27 protein-coding genes are annotated in these 19,994 nt (G+C 64.9%); 12 read left to right on the top strand and 15 right to left on the bottom strand.

Annotated elements, in window-relative coordinates; all coding sequences use genetic code 11:
- Positions 1 to 135: 135 nt before the first annotated feature.
- From ACJ8FR_RS10630 to ACJ8FR_RS10595, 8 genes are all read right to left on the bottom strand, one after another.
- On the bottom strand, positions 136 to 1,332 hold the full coding sequence (locus ACJ8FR_RS10630) for an NADH-quinone oxidoreductase subunit D (protein ID WP_407828840.1): 1,197 nt from the start codon (positions 1,330 to 1,332) through the stop codon (positions 136 to 138).
- A 65-nt stretch (positions 1,333 to 1,397) separates the two neighbouring features.
- The gene (locus ACJ8FR_RS10625; RefSeq protein ID WP_407828595.1) at positions 1,398 to 2,204 is read right to left on the bottom strand and encodes an NADH-quinone oxidoreductase subunit C; all 807 of its coding nucleotides are present in this window, start codon (positions 2,202 to 2,204) and stop codon (positions 1,398 to 1,400) included.
- The gene (locus tag ACJ8FR_RS10620) at positions 2,204 to 2,752 is read right to left on the bottom strand and encodes a NuoB/complex I 20 kDa subunit family protein (RefSeq protein ID WP_407828839.1); all 549 of its coding nucleotides are present in this window, start codon (positions 2,750 to 2,752) and stop codon (positions 2,204 to 2,206) included. Before ACJ8FR_RS10620 ends, ACJ8FR_RS10625 begins: the two co-directional genes overlap by 1 nt.
- Before the next feature lie 23 nt (positions 2,753 to 2,775).
- On the bottom strand, positions 2,776 to 3,153 hold the full coding sequence (ndhC, locus tag ACJ8FR_RS10615) for an NADH-quinone oxidoreductase subunit A (protein ID WP_407828594.1): 378 nt from the start codon (positions 3,151 to 3,153) through the stop codon (positions 2,776 to 2,778).
- Between the two features lie 82 nt (positions 3,154 to 3,235).
- Complete coding sequence (locus ACJ8FR_RS10610; RefSeq protein WP_407828593.1) at positions 3,236 to 4,141, bottom strand: hypothetical protein; 906 nt, start codon at positions 4,139 to 4,141, stop codon at positions 3,236 to 3,238.
- Positions 4,138 to 4,950: an inositol monophosphatase family protein gene (locus ACJ8FR_RS10605; RefSeq protein ID WP_407828592.1), complete on the bottom strand. Its 813-nt coding sequence runs from the start codon at positions 4,948 to 4,950 to the stop codon at positions 4,138 to 4,140. Before ACJ8FR_RS10605 ends, ACJ8FR_RS10610 begins: the two co-directional genes overlap by 4 nt.
- 3 nt (positions 4,951 to 4,953) lie before the next feature.
- Positions 4,954 to 5,517, bottom strand: a complete 564-nt coding sequence (gene efp, locus ACJ8FR_RS10600; RefSeq protein WP_407828591.1) for an elongation factor P — start codon at positions 5,515 to 5,517, stop codon at positions 4,954 to 4,956.
- A 44-nt stretch (positions 5,518 to 5,561) separates the two neighbouring features.
- The gene (locus ACJ8FR_RS10595) at positions 5,562 to 6,185 is read right to left on the bottom strand and encodes a M23 family metallopeptidase (RefSeq protein ID WP_407828590.1); all 624 of its coding nucleotides are present in this window, start codon (positions 6,183 to 6,185) and stop codon (positions 5,562 to 5,564) included.
- A 42-nt stretch (positions 6,186 to 6,227) separates the two neighbouring features.
- Between ACJ8FR_RS10595 and ACJ8FR_RS10590 the strand changes: the two genes are divergently transcribed.
- Together ACJ8FR_RS10590 and ACJ8FR_RS10585 are read left to right on the top strand one after the other, a co-directional pair.
- A complete protein-coding gene (locus tag ACJ8FR_RS10590) occupies positions 6,228 to 6,977 on the top strand; it encodes a DUF72 domain-containing protein (protein WP_407828589.1) in 750 nt (249 codons plus the stop codon).
- 36 nt (positions 6,978 to 7,013) lie between these two features.
- Positions 7,014 to 7,724 carry a prolyl hydroxylase family protein gene (locus ACJ8FR_RS10585; RefSeq protein ID WP_407828588.1) on the top strand — a complete coding sequence of 237 codons (711 nt, stop codon included), beginning with the start codon at positions 7,014 to 7,016 and terminating at the stop codon, positions 7,722 to 7,724.
- On the opposite strand, the gene thiE is transcribed toward ACJ8FR_RS10585, so the two are convergent.
- Complete coding sequence (gene thiE, locus ACJ8FR_RS10580; RefSeq protein WP_407828587.1) at positions 7,721 to 8,386, bottom strand: thiamine phosphate synthase; 666 nt, start codon at positions 8,384 to 8,386, stop codon at positions 7,721 to 7,723. The genes ACJ8FR_RS10585 and thiE overlap by 4 nt on opposite strands.
- A gap of 57 nt (positions 8,387 to 8,443) precedes the next feature.
- On the opposite strand from thiE, the gene ACJ8FR_RS10575 reads away from it, so the two are divergent.
- The 3 genes from ACJ8FR_RS10575 to ACJ8FR_RS10565 all read left to right on the top strand — a co-directional run bounded on the left by ACJ8FR_RS10575 (position 8,444) and on the right by ACJ8FR_RS10565 (position 9,628).
- Positions 8,444 to 8,944 carry a helix-turn-helix transcriptional regulator gene (locus tag ACJ8FR_RS10575; RefSeq protein ID WP_407828586.1) on the top strand — a complete coding sequence of 167 codons (501 nt, stop codon included), beginning with the start codon at positions 8,444 to 8,446 and terminating at the stop codon, positions 8,942 to 8,944.
- Complete coding sequence (locus ACJ8FR_RS10570; RefSeq protein ID WP_407828585.1) at positions 8,941 to 9,345, top strand: VOC family protein; 405 nt, start codon at positions 8,941 to 8,943, stop codon at positions 9,343 to 9,345. Before ACJ8FR_RS10575 ends, ACJ8FR_RS10570 begins: the two co-directional genes overlap by 4 nt.
- A gap of 64 nt (positions 9,346 to 9,409) precedes the next feature.
- Positions 9,410 to 9,628, top strand: a complete 219-nt coding sequence (locus ACJ8FR_RS10565) for a hypothetical protein (RefSeq protein WP_407828584.1) — start codon at positions 9,410 to 9,412, stop codon at positions 9,626 to 9,628.
- 1 nt (position 9,629) lies between these two features.
- Here ACJ8FR_RS10565 and ACJ8FR_RS10560 read toward each other — a convergent pair whose 3' ends face one another.
- Positions 9,630 to 10,529: a fructose bisphosphate aldolase gene (locus tag ACJ8FR_RS10560; protein WP_407828583.1), complete on the bottom strand. Its 900-nt coding sequence runs from the start codon at positions 10,527 to 10,529 to the stop codon at positions 9,630 to 9,632.
- Positions 10,526 to 11,032 carry an N-acetyltransferase family protein gene (locus tag ACJ8FR_RS10555; protein ID WP_407828582.1) on the bottom strand — a complete coding sequence of 169 codons (507 nt, stop codon included), beginning with the start codon at positions 11,030 to 11,032 and terminating at the stop codon, positions 10,526 to 10,528. Before ACJ8FR_RS10555 ends, ACJ8FR_RS10560 begins: the two co-directional genes overlap by 4 nt.
- A 172-nt stretch (positions 11,033 to 11,204) precedes the next feature.
- On the opposite strand from ACJ8FR_RS10555, the gene ACJ8FR_RS10550 reads away from it, so the two are divergent.
- Both ACJ8FR_RS10550 and ACJ8FR_RS10545 read left to right on the top strand, forming a co-directional pair.
- Positions 11,205 to 12,758 carry a winged helix-turn-helix domain-containing protein gene (locus ACJ8FR_RS10550; RefSeq protein ID WP_407828581.1) on the top strand — a complete coding sequence of 518 codons (1,554 nt, stop codon included), beginning with the start codon at positions 11,205 to 11,207 and terminating at the stop codon, positions 12,756 to 12,758.
- A 127-nt stretch (positions 12,759 to 12,885) separates the two neighbouring features.
- Positions 12,886 to 13,152: a hypothetical protein gene (locus tag ACJ8FR_RS10545; protein WP_407828580.1), complete on the top strand. Its 267-nt coding sequence runs from the start codon at positions 12,886 to 12,888 to the stop codon at positions 13,150 to 13,152.
- Between the two features lie 135 nt (positions 13,153 to 13,287).
- Here the strand turns inward: ACJ8FR_RS10545 and ACJ8FR_RS10540 are convergent, their stop codons facing one another.
- From ACJ8FR_RS10540 to tkt, 3 genes are read right to left on the bottom strand one after another with little or no spacing between them, the layout of a single operon-like run.
- The gene (locus ACJ8FR_RS10540; protein ID WP_407828579.1) at positions 13,288 to 14,487 is read right to left on the bottom strand and encodes a phosphoglycerate kinase; all 1,200 of its coding nucleotides are present in this window, start codon (positions 14,485 to 14,487) and stop codon (positions 13,288 to 13,290) included.
- Position 14,488: 1 nt separating this feature from the next.
- A complete protein-coding gene (gene gap / locus ACJ8FR_RS10535; RefSeq protein ID WP_407828578.1) occupies positions 14,489 to 15,496 on the bottom strand; it encodes a type I glyceraldehyde-3-phosphate dehydrogenase in 1,008 nt (335 codons plus the stop codon).
- A complete protein-coding gene (gene tkt, locus ACJ8FR_RS10530) occupies positions 15,493 to 17,481 on the bottom strand; it encodes a transketolase (RefSeq protein WP_407828577.1) in 1,989 nt (662 codons plus the stop codon). The genes gap and tkt overlap by 4 nt, the downstream gene beginning before the upstream one ends.
- A gap of 134 nt (positions 17,482 to 17,615) precedes the next feature.
- Between tkt and ACJ8FR_RS10525 the strand changes: the two genes are divergently transcribed.
- From ACJ8FR_RS10525 to ACJ8FR_RS10515, 3 genes are all read left to right on the top strand, one after another.
- Positions 17,616 to 17,789, top strand: a complete 174-nt coding sequence (locus tag ACJ8FR_RS10525; RefSeq protein ID WP_407828576.1) for a hypothetical protein — start codon at positions 17,616 to 17,618, stop codon at positions 17,787 to 17,789.
- A complete protein-coding gene (locus tag ACJ8FR_RS10520) occupies positions 17,789 to 18,151 on the top strand; it encodes a cell division protein ZapA (RefSeq protein ID WP_407828575.1) in 363 nt (120 codons plus the stop codon). The genes ACJ8FR_RS10525 and ACJ8FR_RS10520 overlap by 1 nt, the downstream gene beginning before the upstream one ends.
- Positions 18,152 to 18,343: 192 nt before the next feature.
- Positions 18,344 to 18,949 carry a 5-formyltetrahydrofolate cyclo-ligase gene (locus tag ACJ8FR_RS10515; RefSeq protein WP_407828574.1) on the top strand — a complete coding sequence of 202 codons (606 nt, stop codon included), beginning with the start codon at positions 18,344 to 18,346 and terminating at the stop codon, positions 18,947 to 18,949.
- Between the two features lie 4 nt (positions 18,950 to 18,953).
- Here ACJ8FR_RS10515 and ACJ8FR_RS10510 read toward each other — a convergent pair whose 3' ends face one another.
- Positions 18,954 to 19,346: a hypothetical protein gene (locus ACJ8FR_RS10510; protein WP_407828573.1), complete on the bottom strand. Its 393-nt coding sequence runs from the start codon at positions 19,344 to 19,346 to the stop codon at positions 18,954 to 18,956.
- 190 nt (positions 19,347 to 19,536) lie between these two features.
- On the opposite strand from ACJ8FR_RS10510, the gene ACJ8FR_RS10505 reads away from it, so the two are divergent.
- Positions 19,537 to 19,686, top strand: a complete 150-nt coding sequence (locus tag ACJ8FR_RS10505) for a hypothetical protein (protein ID WP_407828572.1) — start codon at positions 19,537 to 19,539, stop codon at positions 19,684 to 19,686.
- Positions 19,687 to 19,734: 48 nt separating this feature from the next.
- On the top strand, positions 19,735 to 19,953 hold the full coding sequence (locus ACJ8FR_RS10500) for a DUF2842 domain-containing protein (protein ID WP_407828571.1): 219 nt from the start codon (positions 19,735 to 19,737) through the stop codon (positions 19,951 to 19,953).
- The last annotated feature ends 41 nt before the right edge of the window (positions 19,954 to 19,994 follow it).

The following is a 19,994-nucleotide window of genomic DNA, read 5'->3' as shown; positions in this document are numbered from 1 at the left end:
CGAGGCAGCCGACGGCGAGCGCAATGCTCATTTCTAGCTGAACACGCGAGTACTCAGGTGCAACGGCATAAGCTCGCCCCGCGACTGCAGTCGCGCCGATCAAAGCCGCAAGTGGTAGACGAGCCGTGGGCAACATCACCGGTCCACCTCCCCGAACACGATGTCGAGCGCGCTCAGGATCGCGGTGGTGTCGGCGAGCATGTGGCCGCGCATCATGAAATCCATCGCCTGAAGGTGGCTGAACCCCGTCGGGCGAATCTTGCAGCGGTAGGGCCGGTTGGTGCCGTCGGCGACGAGATAGACGCCAAACTCGCCCTTGGGGCTCTCGGTCGCGACGTAGACCTCGCCCGCGGGCACGTGATAGCCCTCGGTGTAGAGCTTGAAGTGGTGGATGAGGGCTTCCATCGAGGTCTTCATCTCGGCGCGCGACGGCGGAAACACCTTGCGGTCGTCGGTCGCGATGGGTCCCGGTGGCATTTGCTTTAGGCATTGGCGCATGATCCGCGCCGACTGCCGCACTTCCTCGACCCGGACCATGAAGCGGTCGTAGCAATCGTTGTTGGTGCCGACCGGGATCTCGAAATCCATTCGGTCATAGACTTCGTACGGCTGCGATCGGCGGATGTCCCACGGGATTCCGGCGGCGCGGATCATCGGGCCGGAGAAGCCCCAGGCGATCGAATCCTCTCGCGACATCTTGGCGATGTCGACGTTGCGCTGCTTGAAGATGCGGTTGTCGGCGACGAGCGAAATCGCGTCCTCGAACAATTGCAGCCGGTTATCGAGCCAGTCGCCGATGTCGGCGAGCAGCTTCTCGGGCAGGTCCTGGCGCACCCCGCCGGCTCGGAAATAATTGGCGTGCATCCGCGCGCCCGACGCCCGCTCGTAGAATTGCATCGTGTCCTCGCGCACCTCGAACAGCCACAGGTTCGGGGTCATCGCGCCAACGTCCATGATGTGGCTGCCAAGCGCGAGCATATGGTTGGAGATGCGGGTCAGCTCCGCCATCAGAACGCGGATATATTGCGCGCGGATCGGCACCTGGAGCCCCATCAATTTCTCGATGGCGAGCACGAAGCTGTGCTCCATGCACATCGGCGAGACGTAATCGAGCCGGTCGAAGTAAGGCAGCGCCTGGGCGTAGGTCTTGTACTCGATCAATTTTTCGGTGCCGCGGTGGAGCAGGCCGATGTGCGGGTCGACGCGCTCGACGATCTCGCCGTCCAATTCCATGATCAGGCGGAGGACGCCGTGCGCGGCCGGGTGCTGGGGTCCGAAGTTGATCGTGTAATTGCTGATCTTCTCGTCGCCGGGGTCGCGCGCATGGCCCAGCTCGGTTCCCTCGCCGCCGGCGCCGACATTCACCTCGACCTTGCGGCTCCTGGCGCGGGTGTCGGTCACGGCTTCTTCGCCCGCGATGGCTTGATGACTTCGCTCGCGGCCTTCTCCTTGCGCGGCTTGCGCGCCTGGCGGGTCGCTTCCTTGTCGGCCGGAGCGCCGCCGCCGGTCTGTGCCTGCGCTTCAGTCGCCTTGGGCGTCTGCGCCGGCGTTTTCACGTTCTGCGGCGCGGCTCCACCCGGCGCCGGGGCCGGCGACGGCGCGCCGGGCGCCTCGCCCTTCGCCTTCTCGTCGCCGGGAAGCAGATATTCCGGGCCCTCCCACGGCATCAGGAAATCGAACGTGCGGAAGTCCTGCGGCAGCGCGACGGGCTCATAGACGACCCGCTTCTCGGCCTCCGAATAGCGCAGCTCGATATGGCCGGTGAGCGGGAAGTCCTTGCGCTGCGGATAGCCTTCGAAGCCGTAGTCGGTGAGGATGCGGCGAAGGTCGTCGTTTCCGCTGAACGCGACGCCGTACATGTCGAATACCTCACGCTCGAGCCAGCCGGCGACCGGCCACAGCCCGGTGACGCTCGGCACGGGGGTTTGCTCGTCGGTGGTGACGTGGACCCGAACGCGGTGGTTCCTGGTGAGCGAAAGCAGGCAATAGACGATCTCGAACCGCTCGGCGCGCTCGGGATAATCGACCCCGGCAATCTCCATCAGCTGCTGGTATTCATGATCGTCGCGAAGGCTGCGAAGGACAGCCACCAGCTCGTCCCGCGCGACGTCGAACGCGGTCTCGATCCCGGCGCGAGCCCGCGCGTTCGCAAGCTTGGCAAGCGACGCCGGAGCGTCGGCATAGCGGGGGGCCGACGAAGCCATCAGCGCTCGATCGTCCCGTCCCGCCGGATCTTCCGCTGCAGCTGCAGGATTCCGTAGAGCAGGGCCTCGGCGGTCGGTGGGCAACCGGGGACGTAGATGTCGACGGGAACGATGCGGTCGCAACCGCGGACCACCGAATAGCTGTAATGGTAATAGCCGCCGCCGTTGGCGCAGCTGCCCATCGAGATCACGTAGCGCGGCTCGCTCATCTGGTCGTAGACGCGCCGGAGCGCCGGGGCCATCTTGTTGCACAGCGTTCCGGCAACGATCATCACGTCCGACTGCCGCGGGCTCGCGCGCGGAGCAACGCCAAATCTTTCAAGGTCATAGCGCGGCATGTTCACATGGATCATCTCGACCGCGCAACAGGCGAGGCCAAAGGTCATCCACCACAGCGACCCGGTGCGCGCCCAGGTAAACAGTTCCTCGGCGCTGGTGACCATGAACCCCTTTTCGTTGAGGCTCTGCTGAAGCTCGAGCAGCTTCGCCTGGTCGACTTCGCCGGGAACGAGGCCGGCAATCCGTGCCAGCTCCTCCTCGGTCGGCATCGGGTCTTCGCCGGGGCGAAGCATCACTCCCATTCGAGCGCCCCCTTCTTCCACGCATAAGCGAGCCCGAGGGCAAGCTCGACGAGGAAGACCATCATCGCCGCCCAGCCGGTCCACCTGGTGAAGTTGAGGCTGACCGCCCACGGAAACAGGAACGCCGCTTCGAGGTCGAAGACGATGAACAGAATCGCGACGAGGTAAAAGCGGACGTCGAATTCGGCCCGCGCGTCCTCGAACGCCGGGAAGCCGCACTCATATTCGCTGAGCTTGGCCGGGTCGGGCTTGTGCGCGCCGGTGAAGCGGGCAACGATCATCGGCAGCACCACGAACGCGGTGGACAGGCCGAGCGCCACGATCAGGAACAAGAGGATCGGCAGGTAGCCGAAGGCGACGCTCGCCAAGGGGATACTCCAAGGGCTTGAGACTTGGCGGCGCTTTAAGGCACGGGCTTCGCAGCCGCAACACCGCCGCGGTGCAATGTGCTCAGGTCGGTTTGCAATCTTCCGAGAGCGGAACGGCGACGATCGGCGCGCCAGCCGAGCGCCTGAAATCAGGCTTGTCGATCGTCGCCCAGCCGGAATCCGCGACGATCAGCAAGCGCTTGCCGTCATAAGCGATTTGCGTCGGGTCGGGCAGTGATCCCTGGCCAAGGGGAAGATCGACGGTCAGGGCGGTTTCGCCGGGCCTGATCGCCACCAGCGCTCCCGGCGTCGCTCCATTGTAGATGCCGTAATAGACGGGCCCGCAGCGCACGAGCCCGTCGATCCCGCGCAGCGGCTTGCCGTCCTGGCGGGGCAGCAAGGTGCGATCGCCGGTCGCGAGATCGACCACGCCGACGCCCTGGCTGTAATCGGCGACGATCAGCTTCTGCCCGGCGGGGTCGAGCGCCGTGCCCTGCGCGCTCTTGCCGATGCCGGGGGCGATGACCGGCGTGAGGCTGTAACCGCTCTTGGCCAGCTCATAGACGGCGCCGTTCTGGCTATCGCTGACGAATACGCCCGCGCTGGAAGCCGATACGTCGCCCGGGTGGAAGCTACCGGAGGGCGGCGCGATGCGGGTGACGATTCTGCCGCCGGTGCTGACGCCGATCAGCGCACCCCGCTCGCACCGCTTGATTGCAGCCACTCCGGGCGGGCAGTCGGCGACCACCCACAGACGCTTGCGCTGCGCGTCCCAGGCGATCGCGAACGGATGAAGCGGAGTCTGAACCGTCACCAGGGTCCGGCAGGTTTTGCGGCAGGCGAGAACCTGCCGGTCGAGGATGCTCGACACCCAGATCGTCGTCCCATCGCTCGCTATGCCCTCGACCAGCCGGTGCTTGGGGTCGATCGTCAGTACCGTCTGGGGTTGCACGGCCGCCGCCGCGCCAAAGGCCAGCAGCCCGATCATCGCAGCGCGCCCGCCAGCAACCGGTGCAGCTTCGAGTGGATGTCGCTGTTGCCGACGACATATTCGCGCCGTTCGAACATCCGGTCCCCGCCGCGATAGTCGGTGATGAATCCGCCGGCCTCACGGACCAGGATCAGGCCCGCCGCCGTGTCCCAGATATCGAGATCGTCTTCCCAGAAACCATCCATTCGGCCAGCCGCCACCCAGGCCAGATCAAGCGCGGCCGAGCCAAAGCGCCGGATGCCCGAGACCTGCGGTCCGACCGCCGCGTAGATTTTCGCCCATTGGGGCGCTTCGCCGCGACCACAATGCGGAATTCCGGTGCCGATCACGCTCTCGGTCAAGTCCCTGCGCGCCGACACGCGCAGCCGCCGCTCGTTGACCCACGCGCCGCGCCCCTTCTCGGCCCAGAAGCTCTCGTCGGTCAGCGGCTGGTAAACCAGGCCCTCGGTGACCTCCGTGCCTCCGCCCGGCTTTTTCTCTTCGACGGCTATGGAGATCGAGAAATGAGGAATTCCGTGGAGGAAATTGATCGTCCCATCGAGCGGGTCGACGATCCACCGCGGCTTGTCGGGATTGCCGGCGATTTCCCCGCCTTCCTCAAGCAGCATCCCCCAGTCGGGCCGCGCAGTGCGAAGCTCCTCGACGATGGTCTGCTCGGAGCGCTTGTCGGCCATCGACACGAAGTCGGCCGGCCCCTTGCGGCTGACCTGGAGCTGCTCGACCTCGCCGAAGTCGCGGCGCAGCCGCGGCGCCGCCTTGCGCGCGGCGCGTTGCATGACGGTGATCAAGCCCGAATGCGCGACCATGAGCTAGTCCGCCCGCCTCACATATTCCTGGCTGTACACGTCGACGACGATCTTCGTTCCCGCCCCGATATGCGGCGGCACCATCACGCGGACGCCATTATCGAGCTTCGCCGGCTTGTACGATGAGCTTGCCGTCTGGCCCTTCACTACCGCGTCGGCCTCGACGATCGTCGCTTCGACCTGGTCGGGCAGCTGAACGGAGATCGGCTTCTCGTTGTAGAGCTCCATGACCACGTCCATGCCGTCCTGGAGGAAGGCGGCGGCGTCGCCGAGCAGATCGCGCGGCAGGCTGATCTGCTCGTAATTGTCCTTGTCCATGAAGGTCAGCATGTCGCTGTCGGCGAACAGGAACTGGAAGTCCTTGGTGTCGAGGCGGACGCGCTCGACCGTCTCGGCGGAGCGGAAGCGGACGTTGTTCTTGCGGCCGTCGATAAGGTTCTTCAATTCGACCTGCATGTAGGCGCCGCCCTTGCCCGGCTGGGTGTGCTGGATCTTCACCGCCCGCCAGATGCCGCCCTCATATTCAATGATGTTGCCGGGACGGATGTCCACGCCGCTGATCTTCATGGATCGCCTTCACTTCAACTGATTGGAAAGAGCCGGCGCGGCGTCTAGCCGCCGGCCTTCTTCCCGGCAAGCAGCGGGTACGGGTTGATCGGCGTGCCCTGCCACCAGCGCTCGCCCGCCGCCATCGAGTTGATCGCGAGGTGGAGATGCGGGCCGGCGGCGCTTGCGTCACCGGTATGGCCGACGCGGGCGATGACCTGCCCGCGCTTCACCTGCTGCCCCTCGGCGAGCCCCGGTGCGTAGGCCGAGAGGTGGGCATAATAATACATCCATTTGCCGTCGGGCGAGCGCTCGTAGATCGTGATCCCGCCGCCGCCGCGGCTGAAGAACAATTTTTCGATCGTCCCGTCCGCCGCCGCGATCACCGGCGTGCCTTCGGCGGCCATGATGTCGATGGCGTCATGACGCCGTCCGCTGGCCCGCGCGTCGTCGAACGTATCCTGAAGCTGCGCGGCCTTCACGCCGACGACCGGGATCGCCAGGCCTGACGGCGCGACCCGGACCTGCTCGGCGACGACCACCGGCGGGGCATTGGCGGGCTGGACGGTCACCACCGGGCCGCTGCGGGAGACCTGCGGCGCCGGGCCCGGCACCGTGCCGTAGAACCAGATCCAGAAGAAGCTGGTCGCGGCGGCCGTAAGCAGCGCCGTGCCGATGATCTTGAGCATGGGTGCGCAACCTCGAGCGGTGAACGTTGTTCAGCTGCAACGATGGACGCAAGCAGTGTATCCAAGATTCACGTCGGCTGTTCGGGCTGGGTGTACAAGCATTGGCGCGGAATCTTCTATCCGGAAGGCCTACCGCAGAAGCGCTGGTTCGAGCGCTATGCCGAGGAGTTCGACACGGTCGAGATCAACGCCAGCTTCTACCGCCTGCCATTACCCTCGACCTTCGAAGGCTGGCGCGAAAAAGCCCCGCCCGGCTTCCATTATGCCGTGAAGGTCAACCGCTTCATCACGCACATGAAGAAGCTGCTGGATTGCGAGGCCGAGGTTGAACGATTCATTGGGCTGGCGCGCATGCTTGGCGACAAGCTCGGGCCGCTGCTCTACCAGCTGCCGCCGAGTCTCCACAAGAATATCGAGCGGCTGGATGCCTTCCTCGGCCGCCTGCCCAAAGACCTCGAGCAGGTCGTCGAGTTCCGCCACAAGAGCTGGTACGACACCGACGTCCTCGCTTTGCTCGACCGGCATGGCGTCGGCTTCGTCGCGCACGATTTGAAGGGCCTGGTCTCGCCGCGCTGGGCGAGCGGCCGAACAGCCTACGTCCGCTTCCACGGCGCCGCCGGCAAATATTGGGGCCGCTACTCCGACGAGGCATTGCTCGAGTGGACCGACTGGATCGGCGAGCAGCGGAACGAAGGGCGCAGCGTGTGGTGCTATTTCAACAACGACATCCACGGTCATGCGATCGAGGGCGCGCGGACGCTGAAGTCGATGGTCGGCCAAATCGGGCGCTGATTGGCAAATGCGCCAATCTCAAGCACATTCGCGCCCATGGCCGACGCCGAACCGCCGCCGTTCTACGAGCCGAGCATCCCGTTCGCCGAGCAACGGTCGGACCTGCGCGCCGGCGTCGGGCGGCGGATCGGCGATACTCTCGACGCGACGGCGCGGCTGTGGCGGCTGTGCTCCAGCGTGCGGCAGCCGGTCCAGCTGTACATCGGCGATGCGTTCCTTGACGCGAACACCTGCGCTCAGATGTGCGTCAAGATTGACGAAGGCTCCTTCCCCTCCCCGCTCTACGACAAGGAGAAGTGGGAGGACGTCCGCACCAGTTACAGCTGCAACCTCGACGCTTACGACCCGCTGATCGTCGACGTGAATGGGCGGATCGCCGATTTGCTCGGCATCGACCGGGTTCACGGCGAGCCGCTCCAGGGCCAGCGCTACGAGGAAGGCCAAAGGTTCCGCGAGCACGCCGATTTCTTCTACATCGACCAGCCCTACTGGGCCGAGTACGAGCCGCACGGCGGCCAGCGCACCTGGACCGCGATGATCTATCTGAACGAGCCCGAAGCCGGCGGCGCGACGCGGTTCAAATTGCTCGATTTCGCGGTCGAGCCCAAGCTCGGCCGGATTCTCATCTGGAACAACATGGCGCTCGACGGCAGCCCCAATCCGTGGACGCTACATGAAGGTATGCCGGTCGAGCGCGGCACCAAGTACATCGTCACCAAATGGTACCGCGAACGTCAGTTCGTCTAGCCGCTTAACACGTCCTCGAATGCCTGCACTGCGGCCGACGGATCGTCCTTCCCCCACACCGCCTGGCACACCGCGAGGAAATCCGCGCCGGCATCGACCAGCGGCTTGGCATTGTCGGGCGTGATTCCGCCAATCGCGACGCACGGGATTTCGAACACGGCCGACCACCAGCTGAGGATCGACGGCTGCGGGCGATAGTGCGACGGCTTGGTCGTGGTCGGATAGAAAGCGCCGAAGGCGACATAGTCGGCGCCCGCCTCCCCCGCTTCCATCGCCAGATGGCGGTTGTCATGGCAGGTCTTGCCGATCTGCGCCGAAGGCCCGAGCAGCGCGCGCGCCTCGCGAATGTCGCCATCGCTCTGGCCGAGGTGGACGCCGTCCGCGCCCAGCCGCTTGGCGAGCGCCATGCTGTCGTTGACGATGAACGCCACCTCCGCATCGGCGCAGATGCGCTGCAGCGGTTCCGCCAGCCGCGCCAGCTCATGTTCGCCGACATCCTTGACGCGCAGCTGGAATGCGGTCGCAACTCCCGGCTCGAGCGCAGCCTTGAGCCGGTTGGGAAATGCTCCGCCGACCTCCTGCGGGCTGATTAAATAGAGCTTCGCCTGCTCGGTCCGCTCAGGCGGCGGAAAAACAATCGCGTCGAAATCGTCCTCGTCCATGGCGAGCGCTCACTAGCGTGTTTGCGCGCCGAGGCTAGTCGTTCCTATCGGGTGCCAATGCGAGACAAACGCGGCCCAGCGATCCACGACCCCGCGCTGCTGCGCCGCCTGCTGCGCGCAAAGGACCGGATCGATGCCGCCAGCCACGAGGATTGGCCGATCCCTCGCCTCGCGCGAGTCAGCGGCGTTTCCGAGGCCCATTTCGCGCGCTCGTTCAAGGACGCGTTCGGAATCCCGCCGCACCGCTATCTGCTCACTCGGCGCATCGAGCGGGCCAAGGCGCTGCTTCGCGACACTGAGCGGCCCATCACCGAGATCGCGTTCGACACAGGCTGGAACAGTCTGGGGACGTTCGGACGCATCTTCCGCGACATCACGGGCGAGAGTCCGAGTGAGCTTCGAGCCCGTGAGAAAACCGCCCCGCACCGGCTCGGGGAGGTACCTCACTGCTTCGTCAGCGCGGCTCACCGGCCGAACCTCACAATCGCAGTTTCGGAGAAGCGACGGCAGGAATCGGACGATATTGCCCCTGGGTCCAAGCAAGAGGAGATTCCATGAGCCAGGGTGTCGGAGTAGCCGGTCTTTACGTCCGCGATCAGGACGAGGCTGCGGATTTCTATGTCGAGAAGCTCGGCTTCCGCGTCCACACGGACGCGCGCAACGGCGACTATCGCTGGCTGACGGTTCAGCATCCGGACCAGCCGAGCGTGCAGCTCGGACTGTTCAAGCCTCAGCCGCCGACCGTCGACGAAGCGACCGCGCAGACACTGAATGAGATCGTCGCCAAGGGCGCCATGCCGCCGCTTATCCTCGTGGTCGACGATTGCCGCGCGGCCTACGAGCGGTTTCGGGCACGCGGCGTGGAATTCACTCAGGAGCCGATTGAACGCTTCGGCAACGTCGACGCGAACTTCCGCGACCCGTCGGGAAACGGGTGGAAGATGATCGAGGCTCGATAAGATGTGGGCGCGGTTCTACTCGACCAAGCCAGATGATTCTCGTCCTCAGTCAAAGGAGGTTCGAGTGAATCGGAGCAGCTGGATGCGGCAGTTGCACCGCTGGTTGGCGATCTTATTCACGCTGACCGTAATCGCGAATTTCGTCGCCATGGCGCTTAGCCAGCCTTCCGCCTGGATCACTTACTCGCCATTGCCGCCACTGTTCCTGCTGATGTTCACAGGCCTCTACATGTTCGCTCTGCCCTACGCGGCGGCATGGCGTGAGACACGGCAGCCGTCGTAGGTCAGGCCGGCACCTTCGCGGTCGACGCCTGGTAGATCTCTTCGATCGCGGCGCCGAGCGTGCGGTTGAACTCCTCGTCGCTCTGCTGGGCGCGAAGGTCCGAGAGGAGAGCGCGGCTGAAACTCGCGATCATGCCGGGGTTCTTCGCCAGCTCGCGGCAGGCTTCCTCGCGGCTGAAGCCGCCGGACAGCGCGACGACGCGCAGGACCTTGGGGTGGATGACGAGCGGATCGAACAGGCCGGGGTTGGCCGGGAGCGACAGCTTGAGCATCACGCGTTGCCCTTCGGGAAGCTCGTCTAGCTCCTCGAGGATCGCCGCGAGCAAAAGCTCATCGCTTTCCGCCCGGTCGGCGCTCTTGATGTTCACCTCGGGCTCGATGATCGGCATCAGGCCGTGGGCGAGCACCTGCCTCGCGACCTGGAACTGCTGCGCGACGGCCACGGCGATCCCCGCCGCGTTCGCCGAGTTGATGACGGAACGCTCCTTGGTCCCGAAGACGCCGAGACCCTTCGCGCGCTCGAGCAGCGCGTCGAGCCCAGGCATCGGCTTCATCATCTGGACGCCGTTCTCCTCGGCCTCCAGCCCCTTGTCGATCTTGATGAATGGCACGACGCCGACATCGATCAGCGCCTGTGGCGTCGGCTTGCCCGCGACATTGCCGTCCATGGTCCGCTCGAACAGGATCGCGCCGATCACCTTGCCGCTGCCGAAGCAGGGCGCGGTGATGATCCGGGCGCGCATCTCGTGGATGAGGTCGAACATTTCCTGCTCGCTGGACCAGGCGCCCTCCTCGATGCCGTAGCCCTTGAGCGCCTGGGGCGTCGAGCCGCCCGACTGGTCGAGCGCGGCGATGAACCCGTCGCCCTGCCGGATTTTCGCAATCATGTCAGACTGGTTCATTCGTCACCCCTGAGAATGGAAACATCGGGCCAATCGATCCGCTGATTAGGGACAATCGTGCCGTAGAGGTCCTTGTCTTCGATCGGGCCCGGCTGTCCACCCAGTTTGAGATAGAGTGCGCGTGCTCGGTGGTTGGAAGCGACCACATGCAAATATGCCGATCGAACGTCATGACTCAACAATTGGCGAGCAGTTTCGCAAAGCATGGCTCGACCCAAACCCTGGGACTGGCACGACGATCGGACGTGCAAATTATCGATGTAGCCCCCGCTTTCCCCACCCCAGGTCGCGCAAAAGCCGACCACCTCGCCGTCGGTCTCCGCGACGAGGACGGCGTCACCGGGACCGATCGGCTGACTGCGCCAGCGCTCGATCATGATGCCGCTCAGGCGATCGTCCAGAAGCTCGTCGGGCAAGATTCCACGATAACTTTGCTGCCAGCTTGCCGTGTGAATCGCCGCGATAGCGTCGCGGTCATCCTCGTGCGCACTTCGAACCTTCATTAACACCCCAGCGCTGCGACGCCCGGAAGCGTCCGCCCTACTATCCATTTGAAAAATGCTTCGCCAGCGATCGACACGAAGGTCAAGTCGGCGAGCAAAGACAGTTCAAATGTCATCTCGACGATTTCCTGTGTGTCCAATAGACTTCCGCTTCCAGAGCGGGAGTGTCCAGGTGTCGGAAGCAGAGCGCATTGTTCTGGCGCACGAACCCGACTTCGTTCTCGGAAGGTTGCGGGTGTCACCCGTACGCCGGGAGCTCGTGCGCGACGACGGCCTTCGTGACTTGCTCGAGCATCGCGTGATGCAGGTACTGGTCGCGTTGGCGAAAGCCGGCGGAAGTATCCTCACCCGCGACGAGCTGACGTTGAGGTGCTGGGAAGGGCGCGTGGTCGGCGAGGACGCCATCAATCGCGTTATCTCGCACCTCCGCAAGGCGGCCCTCGGGATCGGGGCGGGGTCATTCGAGATCGAGACGATCACCAAGGTCGGCTACCGGCTCACAGGCGACAACGGCGTCGGGCTGGTCGTGGCGGAGGAGCCGCCAGATGCCGCGATGCGGCCAAGATGGTCCACGCGGCGATCATTTGCCGTCGGTGCGCTGAGCGCCGGCATCGTCGCTATCGGCGGCGGCGGCGCGCTGCTGTATCGCCGGTTCAGTCGCTCCGCACTGCCGGCGGAAGTGACGAGGCTCATGACCCAAGGGGCACTCGGGCTGGAACAATCTTCGCCTGACGCGCAGGATGATGGGATCGCCGCGTTCCGGCGCGTCGTCGAAATCGCTCCAGGCTACGCCGATGGGTGGGGGATGCTGGCATATGCCTATGGTTTCGTGTGTCACGTTCGCGCGAGGGATGAAGCCAGTTCCATGCGCGCGCGGGCGCAGGCGGCGGCGCGGCACGCGTTCGAGCTCGAGCCCAGCAACGTCAATGCTGAACTGGGCTTGGCTGTCACGCGGCCGTTCATGGGCCAATGGCTGGAGCGCGAACGCGGGTTTCGGCGTGTCCTGGAGCGCGAGCCAGACAATAAAAACGCACTCCGGCTGCTCGCCGTCAACCTGATATTCGTCGGCCGTTCCAATGACGCGGTGCCGCTGTACGATCGGATAGGCCGTCCGCTCGCCCCATCCGTTTATTCGAACTACATCGAGGCGCTGTGGAGCGCGGGGCGGCTGGAGGAAGCAGATCGCGTGGCCGACCAGGCGAGATCTCTTTATCCCAGCGATCCAGCGATCCGCGGACGACAATATCACATGTTGCTCTTCGGCGGGCATCCGCGCGCAGCCACGGCCATGCTCCAGGACGATGCCCAGAACGGTCCGCACGAGCTGGACGAAGACGGGCTCAGGCAACTAAGAGTGGCGCAGGCTTTGGAGAGCCGAGATCGGGTGCAAATTCAAGCCGTGATCGATGAGCAGCTACGGCTTGCCCACTTGGGCAGCGGTTACGCAAGGGACGCAATCCTTAACGCCAATGCGCTGGGGCGCGTGGATGAAGGTTTCGCCGTTGCGGAAGCCTATTACTTCGGCCGCGGGTTTGTCGTGCCCGACAGGCAAGCACCGTCCGCGACCTACTATGCGCCGCCCAACGATCGGCACACGCGCATGCTGTTCGATCCGGTTTCGCGGCCGATGCGCGCCGATTCTCGTTTTCCTCGCCTCATCGATGAGCTGGGGCTGGAGCGCTACTGGCGCGACTCCGGGTCGCAACCTGATTACCGCCGCGCCTAATTCTCCACGAAATCGGCAAAACATCGGCTTCGCATCAGGTCCGCATCCTCCCGCATGACACCGTTGTCGAGCATCGTCCACGCAGCTGGAAGTGCATTTCCGGCGCTGCAATCGAAAGGAAGAGTCGATGACGATGCTGAAAACCGCAATAGCCCTGGCCGCAATCGCCATTCCGGCCGTGACACTCGCCCATACGCCGGTTGACGTGCCCTACGAGACGCGAGGGGACTGCGAGGCTCAGATGGCCCAAGACAATATTTTTCACGCTCGCGACAAGGTCCAACAGGGAAAGTACGACAACGTCGGCGACGCAATGCAGGACATGCACGAGCATTTCTGGTGCGAGCAGAATCCGGACGATGGGTTCTGGTACATGCTTCGGACCCCGTTCTAGAGGGCCGTCTCCCGATGTGGGCGGCGAGCCAACAAAAAGCATCTTGGGCCGGCCGCTCATCAGCGCCGGCCCACAGAGGCTCAAAGGAAGCTTTAAGCTGCGGCGACTAACCGTGCGAGCCGGTTGGCTCGCGAATTATGCCAGCGCGGCGACGCCGGGAAGCGTGCGCCCTTCCATCCATTCAAGAAACGCGCCGCCAGCGGTCGAAACGAAGCTGAATTCATCGGCGACATCGGCCTGGTTCAACGCGGCGACCGTGTCTCCACCGCCGGCAACCGAGACGAGCGAGCCTTCCTTGGTCAGCGCAGCCGCGGTCTTCGCGAGCGCGACCGTCGCATTATCGAACGGCGGGGTCTCGAACGCGCCGAGCGGGCCGTTCCAAACCAGAGTCCGGCAGGTCTTGAGCACATCGGCGAGCGCCTCGACCGCGGCCGGGCCGATGTCGAGAATCATCTCGTCGGCTGCGACCTCGTGGACGTTGCAGGTGCGGACGCTCGGCGGGTTGGGCGCGAATTCCTTCGCCACCACCACGTCGTACGGCAGATGGATGGTGCAGCCGGCCTTCTCAGCCGCGTCGAAAATGCCGTTCGCCTCGCCGGTCAGCTCATGCTCGCACAGCGATTTGCCGACATTGACGCCGCGTGCCGCGAGGAAGGTGTTGGCCATGCCGCCGCCAATGATGAGGTGATCGACCTTGCCGACGAGGTGCCCGAGCACAGCGAGCTTGGTCGAGACCTTGGCGCCGCCGACCACTGCCGCGACCGGGCGGTCCGGATTGCCGAGCGCGCGCTCAAGCGCCTTCAGCTCGGCTTCCATCGCGCGCCCGGCGAAGCTGGGCAAGAAATGGGTGATGCCCTCGGTCGAGGCGTGGGCGCGGTGCGCGGTCGAGAAGCTGTCGTCGACATAATAGTCGCCGAGCGCGGCCATGCCCTTGGCCAACTCCGGATCGTTCTTCTCCTCGCCGAGGTGGAAGCGCGTGTTCTCGAGCACGCCGATATTGCCCGGGAGCATCGTCGTCACCGCCCGCGCGGCCTCAGGGCCCTGGCAATCCTCGATGAAGCGCACCGACCGTCCCGTCAGCCGGTGAATCGGCAGCACCAGCTGCGCGGTCGACATGTCGGGGCGGATCTCTCCATTGGGACGGCCGAAGTGCGACAGGAGAAGCACGATGGCGCCGCGGTCGCTCAATTCCAACACCGTCGGGAGCATCGCCCGGAGCCGCGTGTCGTCGGTCACCCGCGCGCCGTCCATCGGCACATTGAGGTCGACGCGGACGAGAACTCTTGTGCCGGTCAGTTCCTCCGGCAGGTCGTCGAGAGTCTTGAAACGGCTCACCTCAGCCGAGCGCTGCCATCGCCGCGGCGGTGTCGACCATCCGGTTCGAGAAGCCCCATTCATTGTCGTACCAGCTGACGACGCGCACGAGCTTGCCTTCGATCACCGCGGTTTCGAGACTGTCGATGGTCGAGCTTTGCGGAGTGTGGACGATGTCGACCGAGACCAGCGGCTCATCCGAATAGACGAGCACGCCCTTCAGCCGCTCGCTTTCGGAGGCGGCCTTGAGGATCTGGTTGACCTCATCGCGGGTCGTATCGCGCTTCGGCGTAAAGGTCAGGTCGATGAGACTTCCATCGGGCACTGGAACGCGGATCGCCGACCCGTCGAGCTTGCCCTTGAGCTCGGGAAGCACCTCGCCGACCGCGCGCGCGGCGCCCGTCGTCGTCGGTATCATCGACATCGCCGCCGCCCTGGCCCGCCGAAGATCGGAGTGGATCTGGTCGAGGATCTTCTGGTCGTTGGTGTAAGCGTGGACGGTGGTCATCAGGCCGCGCTCGATCCCGAGCGTGTCGTTGAGCACCTTCGCGACGGGCGCCAGGCAATTGGTCGTGCACGAGGCGTTGGAGACGATGCGGTGCTCAGGCGTGAGCTTGTCGTCGTTGACGCCATAAACGACCGTCAGGTCGACGCCCTTCGCCGGGGCCGAGATCAGCACTCGCTTCGCGCCGGCGTCGATATGTTTTTGGGCGCTCTCACGGTCCGTGAAGAAGCCGGTGCACTCGAGCACCAGCTCGATGTCCTGCGCGCGATGCGGGAGATTGGCGGGGTCCTTCTCCGCCGTCACATGGATGTGTTTGCCATCGACGACGATGTCGTTGCCCTCGGCCTTGACCTCGCCGGGGAACTTGCCGTGCACGCTGTCGTGCTTGAACAGCCAGGCGTTGGCCTTGGCGTCGGCGAGGTCGTTGACGCTGACCAGATCGAGCCCGCAGTCCGGCCTCTCGAGGATCGCACGGGCGACCAGCCGGCCGATGCGGCCGAAGCCGTTGATTGCAACTTTGGTCATTGGATTCCTCTTGTCCTCATGAAGTCGGTGATGCGGATCGCGACCTTGTCCGGCGTCAGCCCGAAATAGTTATAGGCGTCCGGAGCCGGCGCGGAGACGCCGAAGCGGTCGATACCGATGCGAAGCCCGTGCACGCCGGTATAGCGTTCCCAGCCGAAGGTCGTCCCGGCCTCGATCGAGACGCGCAGGATGTCGCGGTTGCTGACATCAGGCAGGATTTCGTCACGATATTCAGCAGGCTGCGCGTCGAAGCGCTCGGTGCAAGGCATGGACACGACGTCGGTACCGATGCCCTGTTGTTCAAGCTGGGCAGCCGCGCCGAGCGCGATCTCGACTTCCGATCCGGTCGCAACAATGACGACCTTACGGTTGTTTTCAGACGGTTTCAGGCGATAAGCTCCGCGTGCGCAGAGGTTCTCGGCGGCGCCCTCGCTGCGCACCGGCGACAGATTCTGGCGGGTCAGCGCGAGGATCGACGGTCCCTCGCCCTGCAGCGCCAGCGCCCAGCATTCGGCCGTCTCCACCGCGTCGGCGGGGCGATAGACCATTAGCTGCGGCATCGCGCGCAGGCTTTGCAGATGCTCGATCGGCTGGTGGGTCGGACCGTCTTCGCCAAGCCCGATCGAGTCATGAGTCATCACGTAGATGACGCGCGCGCGCTGAAGTGCGCTCAGCCGGATCGCCGGCCGCGCATAATCGGTGAACACCAGGAACGTGCCGCCGTAAGGGATCACTCCGCCGTGGAGCGCCATGCCGTTCATCGCTGAGGCCATGCCGAACTCGCGGATGCCGTAATAGATGTAGCGCCCGGCGTAATTATCAGCGGTCAGCGGTTCGAGCGCCTTGGTCTTGGTGTTGTTGGAGCCCGTGAGGTCCGCAGAGCCGCCGATCGTCGCCGGGATCGCCGCATTGATCACCTCGAGCGCCATTTCCGAGGCCTTGCGCGTCGCGACCGGCTTCAGATCGAGAAGCAACTTATCGAGGTAAGGCTTTAGCCAGGCGTCGCTAACCTTGCCGTTGAGCCGCGCCAGGAATTCGACCTTGCGGCCGCTGTCCTCCAACCGTTCATTCCACAAAGCATGATCGATCGCGCCGCGCTTGCCCGCCGCGCGCCACGCGGTGAGGACGTCGTCGGGCACGGTGAACTCGACCGGTTCGAGGCCGAGCTCGGCGCGGGCGGCCTCGACTTCGGATTTTCCGAGCGCGGCGCCGTGGGTCGCGGCAGTGCCCTGCTTGTTCGGGGCGCCAAAACCGATGATCGTCTTGCAACGGATAAGGCTTGGACGCGGGTCGTCGAGCGCTTCCTCGATCGCGCGACTGACGTCGTCGGCATCGAGGCCGTCGCATTGGCAGGTGTGCCATCGCGCCGCCTGGTGGCGCGCGACCACGTCCTCGTTCCGCGACAGGTCTGTCGAGCCGTCGATGGTGATGTTGTTGTCATCCCACAGGACGATCAGCCGGCCGAGCTTCAGGTGACCGGCAAGGCCCACGGCCTCATGATTCAAGCCTTCCATGAGGTCGCCGTCGCCGGCAATGACGAAGGTGCGGTGATCGACCAGCTCGTCGCCGTAGATGGCGTTCAGATGGCGCTCGGCGACCGCCATTCCGACGGCCATCGCAACGCCCTGCCCGAGCGGGCCGGTGGTGACCTCAATTCCGGCAAGCTCGAAATTCTCCGGGTGCCCGGCGGTCGGCGAGCCGAGCTGGCGGAAGCGCTTGATGTCGTCGAGCGTCGGCCGTTCGTAGCCGGTCAGGTAGAGCAAGGCGTAGATCAGCATCGAGCCGTGGCCGGCCGAAAGGATGAAGCGGTCGCGGTCTGGCCAATGCGGGTCCGCGGCGTCAAACTTCAGATGCCGTGTGAACAAAGCCGTCGCGGCGTCGGCCATGCCCATCGGCATTCCCGGGTGACCGCTATTCGCAGCCTCGACCGCGTCCATCGTGAGGGCACGGATGGCGTTTGCGAGACGGCGGTCGGTCGGCTGCATGGGACTCCGCGGCTGGGGTCGGTCCCGCCCGGGAATCCGGGCGATGTTGCGGCCCCATTAGCCGCCCTGCCCGCCGCGTCAAATCGCGCCGCGGATGCTTGCCGGGTGTTGGCAAGTTGCGTACTCAACCCGCCATGGACGACAACGAGCTTCCCCTGGCGTTGGAGCGGGCCGAACGCGCTCTTCAACGGATCGAGAGAATGCTCGCGGCGCGCCACACGGGCGCAGGCCGCGACGACGAGCTGCGCGCCAAGGTTCGCGAAGTCGTCGAGGAGCTTGACGAACTCATCAAGGAAGCCGCTGCCTGATGGCCAAGATGGTCGACCTGACGATCGCTGGACGAACCTACCAGGTCGCCTGCCGCGAGGGCGAGGAGGATAATCTCCGCGCCGCCGCGCGGCTGGTCGACGGGAAGAGCCGTGAAGCGCTCGCCGGGCTCGGAACCTTGAGCGAGGCGCGGCAGTTCCTGTTCGCTTCGCTGCTGCTCGCCGACGAGCTGGTCGAGGACAAGCCGGACGCGGCGGCAGCGACAAAAGCTCGGGCATCAAGCGAGCAAGCGCCGGCACCGCAGACTCGTCCCGATCCGGCGCTGATCCTGCGCGCCGAAGCGCTCGCCGACCGCCTCGAATCGCTCGCAATGACTCTTGAGAATGGGGCATCGAACGCCTAAATTGACCGGCGACGGGCACTACCCGGTGCGAGCCTTTGGAAAATCCCTGAGGCGATATCATCCTGAAGGGAGCTGTCCCTGCCCTGATCATCTGGGTTTTCCAGCGGGTCAGGATCACACGGTGCCCACCTGACGTTTGGGCGTCAGAGGATTTTAGGGCAAACGGCCATGGTGGTCCCGTCACCCCCTTTCATGAGCGGCCCCCAGGATCCCGCGGGCCCTGAGATGGAGCCGCTGGGCAAGGAGTCGCTGCGCCGTGCCGCGCTCGAAGCGCGAAAAGCGTTCGTCCGCACCCTGTCCGACGCCGCTCGGGCGCGCCTGGAGCAGCGCTTGGCCCAGCACCTGACTTCTCTATGCGCCGAGGCCAAGGTGGTCGGCGGCTACGCGCCGCTCGGGTCGGAGATCAGTCCGTTGCTGGCGATCGAGGAAGCCCGCGCGGTCGGCCGAATCGTCGCCTTCCCGGCGTTCGATCACCCGGCCAAGCCGTTCAAGTTCCGCGCCGGCGACCCACTCGAGCCGGGGCCGTTCGGAATCATGCAGCCGAAGCGGAGCTCGCCGGTGGTCGAGCCTGACCTGATCCTGGTGCCGCTGATCGCGCTTGACGGCGAGGGCACGCGCCTGGGACGCGGCAAGGGGCACTATGATCGGGCCCTCGCGAGACTGAAGAAAAGCGGCGCCCGATTGGTCGGCGTCGGCTGGCCGCTGCAGCGGCTGGTTGAAGTAATCCCGACCGACGCGTGGGACATCCCGCTCGACGCCTTCGCCTCGCCCGACGGGCTGGAGATCTTCCGCCGCTAAAAATTCAGCGGGCGTAGGGAATGAAATCGCCGAGGACGCAGGCTGGCCCCGGAATGCGGCTCGAACGGTCGATCGAGCGAACGAGGTCGCCGCGGCAGTAGGACGACCCGAATGGCTCGGTGACCAGCACATCATCGGAGCCGAAGCTGCACTGGCCGAGATTGTTGGTCCAGAGGGTTCGCCCGTTGCCGTAGAGAAGCACGTGCCGATCGCTTTCGGACACCCGAAGCGCTTGCTGTGAGTTGATGGACACGCAGCGCTCGGGCGCGCGGGCGACGCGGCCTGCAAGCTCCTGGTCGGGCGCGCGCTGCTGTGCGGACGGAGGCGGAGCGGCGCAGGAGCCCAGAACGAGCGCAAGTGCGAAGAGGTTGCGCGTCATGCGCGCGGCATAGCTCATTCGAAGGCCGGATGCTGCAGCCATTCCTGTGGTCACCAGCGGCGTGACCCAAAAGCCACAGCAGGCAAAGTTTGCCGTTCCTTACCGAATGTCAGGTAATTCCGTCGCAAATCGCTTCGGTCGCTGCCACCCGAGTGGTATCGGAGCGCGGTCGCGCCGGAGAGAGTTCCGCCGCCACAGGGGTATGATCATGCGTGTGAAGGCATTGGCCGTGGTCGTGGTGCTGGCGTTGAGCGCCGCGTTGTTCGTCGCCATGCGCAAGGACAACCGCGCCGACGCGGCGGGCGGCAATTGCTATTCGGCAACCCAGGGGCCTTCGACGCCGACCGTCTGCAACTGAGGCGGGCTCAAGCGACTCCAGCCGCGAAGGCTGCTATTTCCATCGGCCATGGCCGAGCCGTCCTATCGCAAGCTTGCCGGAATCGGCCTGATCCTGCTGTTGATCGGCGTCTGGGCTGCATTCGTCGCAACCCTCGCGCACGTCGTCGGCCGTTGGCCTATTCTCGTTCAAAGCGCGTTCTATCTGTTCATGGGCATCGTTTGGATCATGCCGCTGAAGCCGTTGGTGCGGTGGATCCAGACAGGCTCTTTCCGGGCGGAACCGTAGATCCGCGTTGAAACGACTGTATTAGCTGGCTATATCACTGA

Source organism: Sphingomonas sp. (assembly GCF_045810705.1).
Classification (GTDB): Bacteria; Pseudomonadota; Alphaproteobacteria; order Sphingomonadales; family Sphingomonadaceae; genus Sphingomicrobium.
Note: the sequence above shows the minus strand (reverse complement) of the source record. Positions and strands in the feature narration are given on the sequence as shown.

Excerpts from the sequence above, each read along its gene's own strand:
- ACJ8FR_RS10625 (WP_407828595.1), bottom strand. The coding sequence starts at position 2,204 with ATGGCTTCGTCGGCCCCCCGCTATGCCGACGCTCCGGCGTCGCTTGCC.
- ACJ8FR_RS10620 (WP_407828839.1), bottom strand. The coding sequence starts at position 2,752 with ATGCCGACCGAGGAGGAGCTGGCACGGATTGCCGGCCTCGTTCCCGGC.
- ACJ8FR_RS10610 (WP_407828593.1), bottom strand. The coding sequence starts at position 4,141 with ATGATCGGGCTGCTGGCCTTTGGCGCGGCGGCGGCCGTGCAACCCCAG.
- ACJ8FR_RS10605 (WP_407828592.1), bottom strand. The coding sequence starts at position 4,950 with ATGGTCGCGCATTCGGGCTTGATCACCGTCATGCAACGCGCCGCGCGC.
- efp (WP_407828591.1), bottom strand. The coding sequence starts at position 5,517 with ATGAAGATCAGCGGCGTGGACATCCGTCCCGGCAACATCATTGAATAT.
- ACJ8FR_RS10595 (WP_407828590.1), bottom strand. The coding sequence starts at position 6,185 with ATGCTCAAGATCATCGGCACGGCGCTGCTTACGGCCGCCGCGACCAGC.
- ACJ8FR_RS10590 (WP_407828589.1), top strand. The coding sequence starts at position 6,228 with ATGGACGCAAGCAGTGTATCCAAGATTCACGTCGGCTGTTCGGGCTGG.
- ACJ8FR_RS10585 (WP_407828588.1), top strand. The coding sequence starts at position 7,014 with ATGGCCGACGCCGAACCGCCGCCGTTCTACGAGCCGAGCATCCCGTTC.
- thiE (WP_407828587.1), bottom strand. The coding sequence starts at position 8,386 with ATGGACGAGGACGATTTCGACGCGATTGTTTTTCCGCCGCCTGAGCGG.
- ACJ8FR_RS10575 (WP_407828586.1), top strand. The coding sequence starts at position 8,444 with ATGCGAGACAAACGCGGCCCAGCGATCCACGACCCCGCGCTGCTGCGC.
- ACJ8FR_RS10570 (WP_407828585.1), top strand. The coding sequence starts at position 8,941 with ATGAGCCAGGGTGTCGGAGTAGCCGGTCTTTACGTCCGCGATCAGGAC.
- ACJ8FR_RS10560 (WP_407828583.1), bottom strand. The coding sequence starts at position 10,529 with ATGAACCAGTCTGACATGATTGCGAAAATCCGGCAGGGCGACGGGTTC.
- ACJ8FR_RS10555 (WP_407828582.1), bottom strand. The coding sequence starts at position 11,032 with ATGAAGGTTCGAAGTGCGCACGAGGATGACCGCGACGCTATCGCGGCG.
- ACJ8FR_RS10545 (WP_407828580.1), top strand. The coding sequence starts at position 12,886 with ATGACGATGCTGAAAACCGCAATAGCCCTGGCCGCAATCGCCATTCCG.
- gap (WP_407828578.1), bottom strand. The coding sequence starts at position 15,496 with ATGACCAAAGTTGCAATCAACGGCTTCGGCCGCATCGGCCGGCTGGTC.
- tkt (WP_407828577.1), bottom strand. The coding sequence starts at position 17,481 with ATGCAGCCGACCGACCGCCGTCTCGCAAACGCCATCCGTGCCCTCACG.
- ACJ8FR_RS10525 (WP_407828576.1), top strand. The coding sequence starts at position 17,616 with ATGGACGACAACGAGCTTCCCCTGGCGTTGGAGCGGGCCGAACGCGCT.
- ACJ8FR_RS10520 (WP_407828575.1), top strand. The coding sequence starts at position 17,789 with ATGGCCAAGATGGTCGACCTGACGATCGCTGGACGAACCTACCAGGTC.
- ACJ8FR_RS10515 (WP_407828574.1), top strand. The coding sequence starts at position 18,344 with ATGAGCGGCCCCCAGGATCCCGCGGGCCCTGAGATGGAGCCGCTGGGC.
- ACJ8FR_RS10510 (WP_407828573.1), bottom strand. The coding sequence starts at position 19,346 with ATGAGCTATGCCGCGCGCATGACGCGCAACCTCTTCGCACTTGCGCTC.
- ACJ8FR_RS10505 (WP_407828572.1), top strand. The coding sequence starts at position 19,537 with ATGCGTGTGAAGGCATTGGCCGTGGTCGTGGTGCTGGCGTTGAGCGCC.
- ACJ8FR_RS10500 (WP_407828571.1), top strand. The coding sequence starts at position 19,735 with ATGGCCGAGCCGTCCTATCGCAAGCTTGCCGGAATCGGCCTGATCCTG.